The 14,617-nt window shown below is 64.2% G+C and carries 13 protein-coding genes; 1 reads left to right on the top strand and 12 read right to left on the bottom strand.

Annotated features, from left to right (window positions below; all coding sequences use genetic code 11):
- Positions 1-24: 24 nt before the first annotated feature.
- From D2V07_RS11480 to D2V07_RS11425, 12 genes are all read right to left on the bottom strand, one after another.
- Positions 25-342, bottom strand: coding sequence for a TraR/DksA family transcriptional regulator (locus D2V07_RS11480; protein WP_119587109.1), 318 nt, complete (start codon positions 340-342; stop codon positions 25-27).
- 97 nt (positions 343-439) lie between these two features.
- Positions 440-1,927 carry a Ppx/GppA family phosphatase gene (locus D2V07_RS11475; RefSeq protein WP_119587108.1) on the bottom strand — a complete coding sequence of 496 codons (1,488 nt, stop codon included), beginning with the start codon at positions 1,925-1,927 and terminating at the stop codon, positions 440-442.
- Complete coding sequence (locus D2V07_RS11470) at positions 1,924-4,101, bottom strand: RNA degradosome polyphosphate kinase (protein WP_199698787.1); 2,178 nt, start codon at positions 4,099-4,101, stop codon at positions 1,924-1,926. Before D2V07_RS11470 ends, D2V07_RS11475 begins: the two co-directional genes overlap by 4 nt.
- A 67-nt stretch (positions 4,102-4,168) precedes the next feature.
- A complete protein-coding gene (gene virB11 / locus D2V07_RS11465; protein ID WP_119587106.1) occupies positions 4,169-5,164 on the bottom strand; it encodes a P-type DNA transfer ATPase VirB11 in 996 nt (331 codons plus the stop codon).
- Positions 5,165-5,234: 70 nt separating this feature from the next.
- Positions 5,235-6,386 (bottom strand): TrbI/VirB10 family protein, encoded by a 1,152-nt coding sequence (locus D2V07_RS11460; protein WP_233548366.1) that lies wholly within the window; start codon positions 6,384-6,386, stop codon positions 5,235-5,237.
- 23 nt (positions 6,387-6,409) lie between these two features.
- On the bottom strand, positions 6,410-7,201 hold the full coding sequence (locus D2V07_RS11455) for a TrbG/VirB9 family P-type conjugative transfer protein (RefSeq protein ID WP_119587104.1): 792 nt from the start codon (positions 7,199-7,201) through the stop codon (positions 6,410-6,412).
- Positions 7,201-8,409, bottom strand: coding sequence for a type IV secretion system protein (locus D2V07_RS11450; protein ID WP_233548365.1), 1,209 nt, complete (start codon positions 8,407-8,409; stop codon positions 7,201-7,203). Before D2V07_RS11450 ends, D2V07_RS11455 begins: the two co-directional genes overlap by 1 nt.
- Positions 8,406-10,817 carry a VirB4 family type IV secretion/conjugal transfer ATPase gene (locus D2V07_RS11445; protein ID WP_119587103.1) on the bottom strand — a complete coding sequence of 804 codons (2,412 nt, stop codon included), beginning with the start codon at positions 10,815-10,817 and terminating at the stop codon, positions 8,406-8,408. Before D2V07_RS11445 ends, D2V07_RS11450 begins: the two co-directional genes overlap by 4 nt.
- An 86-nt stretch (positions 10,818-10,903) precedes the next feature.
- A complete protein-coding gene (locus D2V07_RS11440; protein ID WP_119587102.1) occupies positions 10,904-11,185 on the bottom strand; it encodes a type IV secretion system protein VirB3 in 282 nt (93 codons plus the stop codon).
- A 13-nt stretch (positions 11,186-11,198) separates the two neighbouring features.
- Positions 11,199-11,492, bottom strand: a complete 294-nt coding sequence (locus D2V07_RS11435) for a TrbC/VirB2 family protein (RefSeq protein WP_119587101.1) — start codon at positions 11,490-11,492, stop codon at positions 11,199-11,201.
- 2 nt (positions 11,493-11,494) lie between these two features.
- On the bottom strand, positions 11,495-12,145 hold the full coding sequence (locus tag D2V07_RS11430; protein WP_119587100.1) for a lytic transglycosylase domain-containing protein: 651 nt from the start codon (positions 12,143-12,145) through the stop codon (positions 11,495-11,497).
- A gap of 183 nt (positions 12,146-12,328) precedes the next feature.
- The gene (locus D2V07_RS11425) at positions 12,329-12,691 is read right to left on the bottom strand and encodes a tetratricopeptide repeat protein (RefSeq protein ID WP_119587099.1); all 363 of its coding nucleotides are present in this window, start codon (positions 12,689-12,691) and stop codon (positions 12,329-12,331) included.
- A 267-nt stretch (positions 12,692-12,958) separates the two neighbouring features.
- Here D2V07_RS11425 and D2V07_RS11420 point away from each other — a divergent pair, with 267 nt between their 5' ends.
- Positions 12,959-14,536, top strand: coding sequence for a hypothetical protein (locus D2V07_RS11420; protein ID WP_119587098.1), 1,578 nt, complete (start codon positions 12,959-12,961; stop codon positions 14,534-14,536).
- Positions 14,537-14,617 lie beyond the last annotated feature (81 nt).

The raw sequence follows: 14,617 nt of genomic DNA, 5'->3' as shown, positions 1-14,617 counted from the left end.
TTCCGCTAAGCCGCGGAATGCGTTCTAAACTTTTCGCGCGCAGGCAATACACAGGGCGGCTTCGGGCCGGGCTTCCAGCCGCTCTGCCGATATTTCCTCCCCGCATTCAACGCAAATACCATACTCGCCGCTGTCGATCCGGTCGAGCGCGCGCCTGGTCGATGCAATTTCCCTCGTGACGAGACGGGCTTGTGCTTCAAGGCTTTCGTCGTCTTCCATCTGAACCGCACGTTCGCTTGAATCGGGGTCGTGCGGCTCGTCCAGGTCGCGTTCGATGCGGGAGAGGCGGCTTTCGAGTTCCGCAAGCTGGGTTTCGAGACGGGCTTTTCCGGTGTCGGTCATGCGTTTTGCTCCAGTCAAAGGAATGATCTGGGCGAAACCTAGCAGTGATTGGCGCTGACTAAATTGACCGGGAGCAATAGGATTGCCCTGTCCGGCCTCAGGCCTCGACGATACCTTCGCACCCCAGCCACGCGGCGAGGCGGGCGAGTTCCGTTTCCACCTGTTCGGATACCAGTTGCGCGCGCCCCGGCTCCAGCCACAGACGCAGCTCGTCGCCTTCACGGGTAAGCTTGCTCGACATTAGCGAAATGCGCGATCCGGCGCCTAGCCTGCGGCAAAGGCGGAAGGCCAGTCCCCATGCGGTTGCCTCGTGCAAAGCTTCCTCGCTGGCGAGCGCTTCCAGTTCCGGCATAGGGGCCAGCTGCCCGTTCGCGCCGCGCAGAGCCGCTGCAAGCATGGCCCGGCCCTTGTGTGTCAACCCCAGCCAGCGCTTGTCCAGCGCCCAGTCAGTGGAATGTTTCAGCCGCATGTTCGGCTCGAGCCGCCACTGCGCCAGGCTGAGCATGATAGCGGCCAGGCGCAATCGCTCGCTGCCGTTGCCGCGCGAGCGTGCCGCATCCGATGTCCAGGCTGCGATCAGCGTCGCCATTGTCTGCGACGCGCCGCGCGGTTCGGTAAAATGAGAAACGGCGGCCAGCAGCGGATCGAGTTTCTGTGCTCCATCGGCCAAGCCGCTATAAAGCACCCCCTCGCGTAGACCCCACGACGAGAATACAAGCCCCTCGGGTTTAAGCGATTGCAGCAGCGGGCGAAGCATGGCGGCAGCACATGGCAGCCCTTCCGCCCGGGAGGAGGAAATGCCGGGAATCCCCGTTAGCTTCTCCGGATCCATACGCGCTATCTTCCGGGCAGCCTTGTCCGCCTCGGCGACCGAGAGGGTGAACGCCTGGGGATCGGTAAGCGGGTACTTGGCCTTGTGCATCGCAAAGGCTGCCAGTGCCCGCCAGGTGCCACCCACCATGAATAGCGGGCCGGGATGCACTTTTGCCCAGTCCGCCTTTGCGAGTTCCGCCTTGATCGCCTTGTTGAACCCCTTGGTACCGTTCTCGCGAAGGGCGGGCAGGCGCAGTGTGCCCAAGGGCAGGCTCACGCCGTGCGTCGCCTCGCCATTGCCGATGGCCACCAGTTCCAGACTGCCACCGCCAAGGTCTGCCACGACGCCTTCGGCACCGGGAAACGCGCCGATGACCCCGCAGGCGGATATGCGCGCTTCCTCTTCCCCGGAAAGGACTTCGACCTTCAGGCCCAGGGCTTCCACTATTTGCACGAATTGCGGCCCGTTCTTCGCATCGCGCACCGCCGCCGTGGCCACTGTGCGCACGTCGGTTACTTCGATGTCCTTCAGGATCGTCGCAAAGCGGGCAAGGCCGCGCATGGCCAGTGCGATCGCCTCTTCCGGCATCTTCCCCGAACTGGCGAGATCGCGGCCCAGGCGGGCGGTGACTTTTTCGTTCAGCCAGACATCGGGCGCACGCTGCGGGCCCGAATAGACAACCAGGCGGACAGTGTTTGAACCTATATCGATGACAGCGCGCTGCGGCCGGATGGCGTTTTTCGCCCTCTGGCTGGCGAACGTCGCTGTCATACGGCTCCTTTGCGCAGCGACAGTTTCGGCACGCGATCTTCCTTCAGCGCGTCCCCGCGGCCGGAAAGGGAGGGATTGGTCATGAAGTAATCGTGGCAGTTGAAACCGTCTTCCTCAAGCCCCGGCTCGCTTTCGACGCGTTCGTACTCCCCGGTTTCGCCGTCCAGCAGCCAGCTTTGCTCGGTATCCAGCAGGTTGGCGAGCAGCACCTGTTCCAGCACCTGGTCATGAACGGTGTCGTTGATGATCGGCACCATGGCTTCCACCCGGCGGTAGAGGTTACGGTCCATCACGTCGGCGCTGGCGATATAGACCTTGGCCTTGTCGCTCGGCAGCGCATCGCCGTTGCCGAAGGCATAGATCCGCCCGTGCTCCAGGAAACGGCCGATGATCGACTTGACTGTGATGTTGTCGGAAAGACCCGGCACGCCGGGGCGAAGGCCGCAGATGCCACGGCACACGATCACGACCTGCACCCCGGCCTGGCTGGCCTCGTACAGCTTGTCGATGACGGTCTTCTCGGTGATCTGGTTCAGTTTCCACCAGATCGTGGCCGGTTTGCCCTGACGCGCGAAGGCGATTTCGGCGTCGATATTGGCCAGTAAGGTATCGCGCAGATTCAGGGGCGAGATGGCAATGCGCTCAAGCTGGTCGGGCTCGACATAGCCGGTAATGAAATTGAACAGCTTGGCGGCATCGCGGCCCAGCGCGGGGTCGGCGGTGAAATAGCTGAGGTCGGTATAGATCTTGGTGGTGACCGGATGATAATTGCCGGTGCCGAAATGGCAGTAGGTGCGATAGCCGCCTTCCTCCTGCCGTACGACCATGCTGATCTTGGCGTGGGTCTTCCAGTCGATGAAACCGTAGATCACCTGCACGCCGGCGCGCTCCAGTTCGCCTGCCCACTTCAGGTTCTGCTCCTCGTCGAAGCGAGCCTTTAGCTCCACCACGGCAGTAACCGACTTGCCGTTCTCGGCAGCTTCGCACAGTGCGTTGATAACCGAGGATTGCTGGCCGGCGCGGTACAGCGACTGCTTGATCGAGACGACATTGGGATCGTTCGCCGCCTGCCGCAGGAAATCCACCACCACCTCGAAGCTCTCGTAGGGATGGTGGATCACCATGTCCTTTTCGGAGATAGCGGCGAAGACATCGCCGTCATGCTCCATCACACGTTCGGGATAGCGGGGGGAGAAGGGCGGAAACTTCAGGTCGGGCCGGTCTTCCTCCACCACCTCGGCCAGCCTGACGATGCCCAGCATGCCGCCGGTCTTGGTGACGAAGGCCTGCTCCAGCCCCAGCTTGTCGCGTAGCAGCTCTTCCGCTTCGGGATCGAAGCCCTCGTCGATTTCCAGCATGATGACCTGACCGCGGCGGCGGCGCTGGATGGCGCTGCGGAAATAGCGCACGAGGTCTTCGGCTTCCTCTTCAACCTCGATATCGCTGTCCCGCAGCACGCGGAACACCCCGTCACCGGTCACCTCGAACCCGGGAAACAGCAAGTCGGCAAAGCGCACCACCAGCCGTTCGATGGCAACGTAGATCGCCTCGTCACCCGATACCTCGGAAGGAATCCGAACGAAGCGCGGCAGGGCGCTGGGGATCAGCACCATTTCCACCAGCTGGCTGCTGTCCTCGCGCCGGGTCAGGTTGAACAGTGCGCCGATGCCCAGATTGGCGACGAAGGGGAAGGGATGCCCCGGATCGATCGCCTGCGGCGTGATCACCGGCATGATGTGATCGAGAAAATACTGCCGCAGCCATTCGTCCGACCGGGAGTCCAGGCGATCCTCGCCCTTGATGTGGATACCCTGCTCGGCCAGCAGCGGCAGCAGTTCGCTGAGGGCGGCCTGCTGCCCCTCTTCCAGCTGCCGAAACCTTTCCGTGATTGTCGAAAGCTGTTGCTTGGGCGTGCGTGCATCCAGCGACATTTCGGCAACGCCGCTACGCACCTGCCCGGCAAGACCGGCGACGCGGATCATCATGAATTCGTCGAGATTGCTGCCCGATATCGAGAGGAAACGCACCCGCTCCAGCAGCGGATAGGAACTGCGGCGTGCTTCGGCCAGCACGCGTTGGTTGAACGACAGCCACGACATCTCGCGGTTGAAATAGCGTTCCTCGGCCGGAAGCTCTTCGAAGTCCTTGACGGCGGTGCCTTCGGGATGGGGCATATCGGGGGCGGTGCTCATCGATCCTCGGTCATGTCGGAAATGGGCAGGCTAGATCAGCAAATGCCCTTCACGCCCACGTTTCCACCAGATCGCTGGCGCGGGCAATGGCGGCGATGCCGCGCTTGCCGTCCGACCGCTTCAGCTGAACGATCACGTCGATCACGCTGGCGGCATAGGCAATGGTGTCGCTGCGGGTCAGGCCGATGCCGGTCTGCATCACCATCAGCGAAAGCTGTTCCAGCGCGCCGCGCAGGGAATTGGCATGGATGGTGGAAAAACTGCCGGGGTGACCGGTGTTGATCGCGCGCAGGAAGGATACGCTTTCCGCGCCGCGCAGTTCGCCCAGCACGATGCGGTCGGGCCGCAGGCGCAGCGCCGATTGCAGAAGTTCGTTGGCGGTAACCTTGGCCTCTCCCAGTTCGCCCTTCACGGCGACGAGGCCCACGGCGTTTGCGCCGGGGAACTTGAGTTCGGGCGTATCCTCCACCAGCACGACGCGTTCGTCGCGCGGGATTTCGCCCAGCATCGCGTTGAGGAAGGTTGTCTTGCCGGTGCTGGTACCACCCGAAATCAGGATCGTCTTCTTGGCCCTGATCGCGGCACGCAGGAAAGCGATCGGATGGTCTTGCGGATCGGGCATGTCCGCTTCGCTCGGCTGCGACAGCGGCCCGGAATCGTAGGCGTCCAGCGGCAGATCAAGGCGGCGGTGGCGGCGTACGGCCATCGCCCAGTGCTTGCGCGTGGCGGGCGGGCCGCAGAACTGGATGCGCGCGCCGTCCGGGAGGGTCGCACCCAGCAGCGGATGTTCGCGGTTGATACCCTGGTGGCTGATGCGCGCGACCTGTTCGGCTAGGCGCTGGATCAGCTTGTCGTCGATCGCCTCGTTCTCGACACGCTGCATGCCCGGGGTGGCGGCATCCTCCACCCACATCTCTCCTGGCTTATTCACGAGAATTTCGGTTACCGTGTCACGCTCCAGCCAGTCGCGGAAAGGCGCCAGGTAGGCATCGAGATAGACCGAACCACTGGGCACCTGCGGCGCGTCTTCGGGCGGTCCGGCCATGGGCGTGGGCGCATCCCCTCCGCGCTCCGGCTTATCACCCAGATGATGGATTTCCGCCGACACGGTGGCCTCAGTTGACCTGCGGCGCGCGGGTGAAGTCCAGATCGCGCGCGGTGTAGACGCGGATCGGTTCACCCATGCGAACACGAATGGTGGGCGGACGCTGTCCGTCCTGCTGCAAGGCCGTGCTCGCGGCAGATTCCCCGCCGCCGAGGATAACCGACGCGCCACCGCTGGCGACGGTGGTGAGGCCGCCGATGACCGACAGCAGCATGGCGCTGCCGAACCTGCTGAAGAAATGGGTGTTCACATCGCCCTGCAGGCCCGCCGTGCCATCGAAGCTGGTGGCCGGGCTTTGCAGCGACACGGTAACACCATCGGGGCGGATAACGCGTTGCCAGATCACATAGGCGCGCCGCTGGCCCGCCTGCAGGCCGGACTGGTACTGGCCGACGAGACGGCTGGAGCGCGGGATCAGCACGCGGCTGCCATCGTAGCTGCGCACGTCCTGGCTAACCACGGCGCGTACGAACCCCGGCACGTCGGTGTTGATGGCAGTTTCGAGGATTGCCGGGATCATCGTGCCTTGGGTCACCGTGGTGGCCGGATTGACATCCTGCACGGCCACGGCCGGGCCGCCACCCACGCCGCCGATGCGTGCGGCGAATTCACCCGCTGCACCGCCACCCGGGACAACAGCATTGTTGGGCGCGCCGGCCGCAGCGGCCTCCGCAGCAGCGGCGTTGGCGGCAGCGGATGCGGGCGCGGTGCCGCCGTCGAAGACGAGCGTGGGCGAGGAATAGGGGTTGGTTGCCGGTCCCATGGCTGCGTTGCCTTCCGGTACGCGGGCCAGCACGGCGGAGGGAGCGGGATCGGCCTGCGGCAGGACCCCGGCGTTGGCGCTGGGCAGGCCGTCCGTCGGCGTTGCTGCCATGTCCACGGGAGCGGGCGGCGGCGGCGCGGGCTGCGCTGCTTCGGCAGAGGCAGCGGCGTCATCTCCGCGCCCGGCATTCAGGCCCCACAGCGTTGCAGCACCCAGCAGCGCGACAAAGCCGACGCCCGCCAGCAGGCCCAGCGCGTCCTTGTTGCCCTTGCGGTTGGCCACCGCGGGGTAGGAGGTGCGGCTGGCAAGGTCGATGACCTCCGTGGTCTCATCGTCGCGCGGGTCGGCATCGTTGGCATGACCGGCGCTGCGTTCGGGAAGGCGCATGGCAAGTTTCATATCGCTATTCTCCGTGGTGCCGCTCAGGCACCCTGTTCCTGGGCCGTGCCGTCGGCATTCGCCGCACCGACCGGTCCTTCATTCACGAGCATGGCGGCGTTGTCGCCAGACCGCAGGATGATCTCGCTCGGCACCACGTCCAACACGATGGTATCGCCGCGCACGGCGAAATTTACCGGACCTTCCGTACCCTCGTGATCTTTCACCAATATGGCAGGCATCGGCGTGCCGTTTGGCCAGGCGAGGAACGTGGCGGTCCCATCGTCATAAATGCGCTCCGGCAGCAGGGCGCGGTCGCCGCTGGTGGCCCATTCGAAATTCAGCCGCGTGGGGTCGAGCACGGCATAGTCATCGTTCGCCGCAGCCATTTCCATCGCGTTGGGCTGCACGCCCGGATTGGCTGAGGCGACCTGCGTCTCCTCCTCCACCGGCTCCACCTCAATAGGATAGCTGAATGTCAGCACATACAGAGGCGTGCGGATGCCAGGGTTGGAAACCAGATCGAACAGGTATGTGTGGCGGTTGGTCACCACGGTCATGTTGGTGCTTGCGCGCGGAGCCAGCGGCTTCACGAACAAGAGGTTGGCGCGCCGGTTTGGCGTAACCTGCCAGGATTGGCTGTCGCCGATCGCGACGTTCTCGATCACTTCGCCTTCGCCGAACTGTATGGTCGACTGGACGTTCACCTTCCCCTCGATCCGCACGACCTGCGTCGGGTCGTAGAGACGCTCGACGAGGCGCGGGTCCTGCGCAGCGGCGGGAGCGGCCAAAAGGGCGGATGCCAGCAGCATCGCGGCGATGCTTTCACGAAACATTACATTTTCTCCGAGGAACGGATGGGCGCGCTCTTGAAACGGCTGCCGATGCCGCGAGCACGAGATGGGGAGGAACTGCCGCTGCGCCCCTGGTCGGCGCCGCCGCCTGCCTGCACGATCTTCGTCTCGCGCAAGGTGGTGGAGCCCCCGGTGTCGTTCGCGGCAGCGGGAGTGCCGGCCGTCACGCGGATATCGCGTGTGGCGGGCGGTGCGGACTGCGCGGCACGGTCGCGCGCGGTGGTAGTGGTAACGGCGGGGGCGACCGGCGGTGCGGATGCGGCACGGGCGGTGTTGTAACCGCCCTGCTCGTCCACGCCGGCGCTGCGCGAAAGGCCGAAGGCGCTCCACCCGCTTACCATCGTGGTGGTGACCTTCAGCACCATGAACATCAGCGCCAGGTGCACCGCGCCGATCATGAAGAAGGCCATGGCGGGGCGCACGTCGATCTCGCCGGGGGTCGCCATCAGGCTGGCCAGGACAGGGATTGCCAGTTCCAGCATCAGCGAACCGCCCAGCACCGCGAACAGCGGGGCGAGGGCCATCAGGGTGATGCCTTTCAGCCAGCCCACGAACAGGCCCCGCGTGCCATCGAACAGGGCCATGACGATGAAAATGGGGCCGAGACCCATCAGGATGGCGAGCGCGATCTTGCAGGTGGCCAGAACGCCCACGGTGCCCAGCAGCAACATGGTGCCGCCCGACCAGAGCAGGCCCGGCGGGGAGAAGATCGAGGTGTCGTTGGCCATGGCATCGCCGCCCGATGCTTCCATCAGGGAGAGCATGACCACGTCCAGCTTGTCCGCGAAAATGGTGGTGGCCGAACCGTCCGTACCCATCAGCACAGTAGCGATCTGGTCGGGCGCGCCGACGGCCAGGTTCCAGAACACGCTCTGGAACGCGACCCAGCTGGTGGCAAAGGTAATCACCAGCACCAGCGTGACCATGCGGGGCGTAAGGGACGATAGACCCAGCCGCGTACGCCCGGTAATCAGGCCGAAGCCGAGGAAAGCGATCCACAGCGTCAGCAGGATGGTGAGGGTCGGGCCGAAGCTGCCTTCCGCGCTGAACAGGCGGTTGAAGGCGGCCTGCGCCATCTCGCTGGCGGCGCAATCCACGCCGCGCAAGCTGGCGCCGATACCCGCGCCCACGCCCTCCATGGCGCGCATGCATTCGACGCCTGCGCCGGTCGGTGTGCTGGTAACGCTCATTCCGCGGCTTGCCAGCTGAAGCTGTCGTCATCATCCTGCTTCTGGCCCGAACCAGGCCAGGGCCGGTTGGTGAGAGCAGGATACCACTGCGCGGGATCGTCACCCACGGCTTCTCGCAGCAGGTCGAGGCGGCGGACGCTGCTTTCGCGGCCGGAAAGGATCGTCAGCACTTCGGGCGCGCCCGACAGGTCTAGGCGGACCACGACGCTTGCGTCGGGCTGGCGGACAAGGAAACAGCGGCTGTGCGCGGGCAGCGACCGGATCAGCGCAAGCTCGTGCTCGGTCAGGCCAAAACCTTCGCAGTAATCCTCTGCGCGGGCGCGGGCGTTGGGCATGAAAACCATGGTGGCCGTCTGCTCCACCAATGCGGTGGAAATGCGGCTATCCAGCGCGTCGCGGGCGGACTGTGTCGCAAATCCGACAAGAGCATTGCGTTTACGCAGCGTCTTCAGCCAGTCGCGGATGCGGGCAGCGAACACCTCGTCGTCCAGCGCTTTCCAGCCCTCGTCGATCAACACCATCGTGGGGTGGCCGTCCAGCCGTTCGTCGATGCGGTGGAACAGGTACATCATGACCGGCGTGCGCAGCTTGGGATTTTCCAGCAGCGCGGTCATGTCGAAGCCCATGACGCGGGTGGAGAGATCGAGCTTGTCGTCGGCATTGTCGAACAGCCAGCCGTTCTCGCCATCCTCGATCCATGCGGACAGGCGATCTGCGAGGTCGCCCGGCTGCGGGCGGCGCGCGCCCGAGACCAGTTCCTTGAAATAGCGAAGGCGGCGCAGCGAGGGATCGTTGGAATAGGCCGCATCGACGGCGGAGGCGATGGTGGCGCTTTCTTCAGGCCCTTCTGCCTTCAGCAGCACCGAAAGCCAGTCGCGCAGAAAGCCGCGATTGGCAGGCGTATCGGGCAAGGCGAGCGGGTTGAAGCCGGTCGGCTCACCTGAACGAATGCGGTCGTAGCTGCCGCCGATACCGCGAATGAACAGCTCCGCGCCGCGATCCTTGTCGAACAGGATGGTGCGCGGATTGAACTTCTGCGCCTGTGCGGCGAGGAAATTCATGACCACGGTCTTGCCCGAACCCGAAGGCCCGATGACCGAGAAGTTGCCCAGATCGCCATTGTGGAAGTTGAAGAAGAACGGGGTGGAGCTGGTGGTCTGCAGAAGCGTCACCGCTTCGCCCCAGTGGTTACCATCGGCCTGGCCCAAGGCGAAACCGTGCAAGCTGCCGAAGCTCGCCATGTTGGCAGTGGAGATCATCGCACGGCGCACGAGGTACTGCTCGTTACCGGGGAACTGGCCCCAGAAGGCGGGCTCCAGATTGGTATCCTCGCGCACAGCGATTGCGCCGGTATCGGCCAGGCTGGCGGCAACGGATGCGGTCGCATCGTCCAGCCGTTCCAGGTTGCGTTCGCGCACCAGCACGGTGAGGTGGTGGTCGCCAAAGGCCACGGAGCCTGCGCCAAGTTCGTCACGCGCGGCCATCATCTCGGCGCGCTCGCTCTGCGCTTCCTCGTCCGCGCTTTTCAGGCGGCGGATGGCGAGGTCGATCTTCTCGCGCGCGGTCTGCCGTTCTTCGGGCGCGAAGCTCTCGGTCACCACCATTTCGCAGGGAAGGCGCAGGATACCATCGAGCAGCCCCGGGCTGGTGGCGTCGGGATAGTCCTTCAGGCTCAGGATCGAGGCGAAGTCCGCCCCGCCACTGCCCCGCAGTTCCATTGCGTCCAGGCCGAAACTGGCACGGCGGTAGGGCAGCATGCGACCGATGTCTGTATCGATGTCGGGGCGGCGCACCGGGCGCATCTCGCCGTTGTAGAGGGCGGAGAGCAATTCCAGCACTTCGTTGTTGGTATTGCCAGACGGGCCGACGTAGTCGCCAAGCGGCTGCGCGCCGTAGTCGCCCAGGCTGGCGGACAGCGCCTGCAATGCGCCGCGCAAGGATCGCAGGTCCTTGGGATCGACCGGCTCTTCCTCGTTACGGCGCTTGAAGATCTTGCCCGCCTTCTCTGCCAGGCCCGCCTTGCCCCGTGCCGGGCGGCGCACCAGCGAGATGAACTGGTCGTTCACGAACAGCGATCCGCTCGACAGCTTTTCGCGCCACCGAGCATCGATATGGGCAGACAGCGGATCCTCGAAAGCGGCGTCGAGTTCCACGCTTACCCGGCGGCGGATGACGTGGTGGTAAAGCACGAAGCGCGCATCGAGGTTGGAGCGCAGCATCACCTCGCGCGTTTGCGCGTGGGCGTTCAGCGCATCGGTATCTTCTGTCTCGAACAGCAGGCCGGGCACCTGCATGGCAGCCATCAGCGAGCCGTCGCGCAACTGCACGACGTTTTCATCGACCAGCCGCGCATAGGGCAGGCGTTCGCCGGCCTGCGCTTCCTTCGCGCTCCACGCTGCGGCGCCCATTCGGAATTTGGGCCACTTGAGCCCCTTGGTCTTCATGGTCTCACTCCATGCCGCCCGCTACCGGGCGGCGGTTCGGGAGCCGCGATCTAGGCGGCGTAACTGTTGCAGCCCCAGCGGCTGTAATTGCGGACCCGCGGACACTTGCTGACTTTCGTCAGCCACAGGTCGAAAATGCGCGGTTCGCGAAGGCAGGCGAAATAGCCGATCACGTGCATGATGATGGGGATCGGCAGGATCCACAGGCTTTTCAGAATCAGGAAAGCCTCTGTCGTCACCAGCGCGTTGATGATGAAGTAGTTGAACGTCACGCCCGCAAACATCTGCGGCCGCGTAAGCGCGCGATGAACGGGGTGGCGGACAAGCTGCATCGTTCGCGCTCCCTTACCCTGCCGCGCCCTGAATGCCGGCCACGATGGAGGCGGCACCGAAGATGATGAAGCAGCCCAGGATCACGGTAGCGCCGAAACGCCAGTTCATCCGGCCCGTCAGCATCATGAAGCCCACGGCTGCCACGGCCATCACGGCAACGGCCGTCGCCACGCTGCCCAGCAGGGTGTTCTGCATCCAGCCGAGCGCGTTGTTGATCGGACCGGACCCGGCGGGATCCTGCGCATAGGCGGCAGATGGCGCGAGAAGCACCGCGATAGCAGCGGCGAGGCGGTAGAAAGCGTGCATTGTCAGTCGGAACTCCGGGAATGGTCGGCAAGGCGGCCCATGATCGAGGATACATAGACCTGTGTTTCACGAATACGCGGAATACCCCCTGAACGGATCACGCGTCCGGGGCCGGCGTTGTAGGCGGCAAGAGCCTTTTCAAGGTCGCCATCGAACCGGTCGAGCTGCTCACGCAGGTAGCGTGCGCCGCCCTCCAGGTTGGCGAGCGGATTGTCGGGATCGACGCCCAGGTCGCGCGCGGTACCCGGCATGAGTTGGGCAAGGCCGCGTGCGCCCGCCGGCGATACTGCATCGGCGCGCCAGCGGCTCTCCTGCCACACCACCGCTTCCAGCAGGGCGGGAGAAAGATCGAAACGTTCCGCCAGACGCGCGATGTGCGCGGCGTAGGCTTCCGGTACGGCGGCGGAATGTTCCAGCGCGTTGGCAACCGCGCTGTCGGGAACGAGGGACGTCGCTTCCAGCGGAACCTCCGCCAGCGGCATGGCCGAAGTGGTGGCATTCATGTCCACGCTGGCTGGCGCATTGACCAGCGGTCCGGCGATCCATGCAACCTCTCCCTCGGGCGAGATTTCCAGCACATCTGCCTGCGCGGGCAGGGCGCACAGCGCGGAAGCCGCCAGCGCGAGCGTGGATGTGCAGGTACGCAGAATCATTCGGAGCCTCCAGAGCCGCCCAATGCTTACAACAAATGACAACGGCATGACAGTGCGGCCGGTGCGCGGGTGCTTATAGTGCCATAGAAAAAGCCCGGAAAGCCATTGCCTTCCGGGCCTTTTTTAATGCTGGCCCGGCATCATTGCCGGTTCAGCACTATATTACAGGGTCTGTCGCGCCGATTAATCGGCTGCGGTTTCCAGGGACAGCAGGGCGAGGCGAGCAGCGTGACGCGAATCGATCCACTCCCCACTGGCCAGTTCCAGTTCGTAACGGTCGTCGCTCGCGATGGCATCGCGATAGGCCTGCTCGGCAAGCTGATAATCACCCACGGCGGCGTAGGCAGCGCCTAGGTTGATAAGCAGGGCCGGATCGCCGGGGTTCTCGGCACGCGCTTCTTCCAGGCGGACGATGGCCTCGCGCGCTTCGCCGGAAGCGATGGTCTCGTACGCGACATCGCGGGTTTCGATGTCGGGCTGGGTGGTCGCGGCGGACGGGCCTGCCTGGGCAATCAGCAGGAAGGCGAGGGTGGCGGATGCAAACATGATGGTTCTCCCAATCTCTTGAGGATCATTGTGCGACCATCATCCGTGAACTGCAACAAAAGCGTCACATTGTCACAAAACTGCAATAACAGGCTTTGTGGAAAGATTTTTGCCGTTGAGAAACAACATTTTGCGGCGATTATGACAAACCGTAACACGAAACCGTAACACGGTCGCCAAAGTGTCACTTGGCAGGCCTAGCCGTCCTCTCGCGACATCGCATTCGCTCTTTTTTCGATTCTCGGTTTTTTGAGGGGACCGTACGCTGTGACTATTCTTTCTCGCTCTTTGATCCTTGGTTGCTCCGCGCTGGCCCTGTCCGCCTGCGGCGCCGAGGAGATTGCTTCGCCCGGCACCGGTGGCAATGTCATCATCAACAACCCGCCTGCGACACCTACCCCTTCGCCCACGCCGACATCCGCCCCGCGGATCACCCCGGCCGCGGGCTGTCCGACGATCAGCGACCCGCAGGGCCTGACCGACGAAGGCACGATTTCCAACAGCGCCGGCGACGAATGGCGCGTCTGCGCCACGCCGGAGCGTTTCGACGTTTCGTCGACGCTGCGCCAGATCGACGGCTTGCTCTATCGTCTGCCCGGCCAGGTCAACGTGGGCACCGACGGCGGCCCGGCTCCCGACGCCAGCGACGGGGCATCCGACACCGATGTCGAGCTGACCATCGAGCCCGGCGTCATCATCTACGCTTCCGGATCCTCTTTCCTGAATGTGACCCGCGGCAATTCGATCGATGCCAACGGCACCGCCGACCGTCCGATCATCTTCACCAGCCGTGATAACGTGGTCGGCCTCAACAACGCCAACTCGTCGGGCCAGTGGGGCGGCGTCGTCCTTTCCGGCCGCGCTCCGGTAACGGATTGCTTCGAACCGGCGGCAGCGCCGGGTTCGGTGGATTGCGAACGCCAGGTCGAAGGTGCTGCGGCTCCCAGCTTCTTCGGCGGCGCGACCCCGAACGACAGCTCGGGTTCGATGAGCTACGTGCAGATCCGCTATTCGGGCTTCGTGCTCTCGGGCGACAACGAATTGCAGTCGCTCACCACTGGCGGCATCGGCTCGGGCACCGAGCTCAGCCATATCCAGTCGGTCAATTCCTCGGATGACGGCGTCGAGTTCTTCGGCGGCATCGTGAACATCAAGAACCTGATCGTGGCGGGGGCGGAAGACGACTCGCTCGATACCGACACCGGCGTGAAGGCGAACATGCAGTTCGTCATCGCCGCCCAGCGCCAGGGCATCGGTGACACGATCATCGAAGCCGACTCGAGCAATGGCCTGGAAGACCAGACCCCGCGCCAGAACACCACGATCAGCAACTTCACCTTCATCCAGCGCCGTGCCGGTGACCAGGTGGTGCGTATCCGTGGCGGTGCCGACTACGGCCTTTACAACGGCGTGATCTTCGACGCTTCGACTTCCACCCCGTGCATCCGCATCGACGACGAGGAAACCATCCGCGCCGCCAATGCCGGCCTCGACGATGTGGGCACCGTGCGGTTCAACTCGGTGGCGCTGGATTGCACCACCAACTTCCGCAACGGCAGCAACGGCGGCGCCAGTGCCACCCAGGCCGAAGCCATCTTCGATGCAGGCACGGGTAACAACAAGGACTACACGCACACTATCGTGAACGGCTACCTGAACGGTAACAGCGAAGAGAACTACACGCCGATCTTCGATATCGTCGCGCTGTCCAGCTTCTTCGAAACCGTCGATTTCATCGGTGCCGTATCTCCGAGCGACGACTGGACCCAGGGCTGGACCTGCGATTCGGCAGCAGTCAGCTTCGGCAACAACACCGGCCAGTGCACCGAAATTCCGGTCCTGTGATGCTATTGGGAAGGGGGAGCATGTCCGGCCACGCCGGGCGCGCTTCCCCTTCCTGCCTCTATTTCAATTTTCGACTCAAAG

This window comes from Aurantiacibacter zhengii (assembly GCF_003584125.1).
GTDB lineage: Bacteria > Pseudomonadota > Alphaproteobacteria > Sphingomonadales > Sphingomonadaceae > Alteraurantiacibacter > Alteraurantiacibacter zhengii.
The sequence above is the reverse complement of the archived record's forward strand: the minus strand, read 5'-3'. Positions and strand labels throughout refer to the sequence as shown.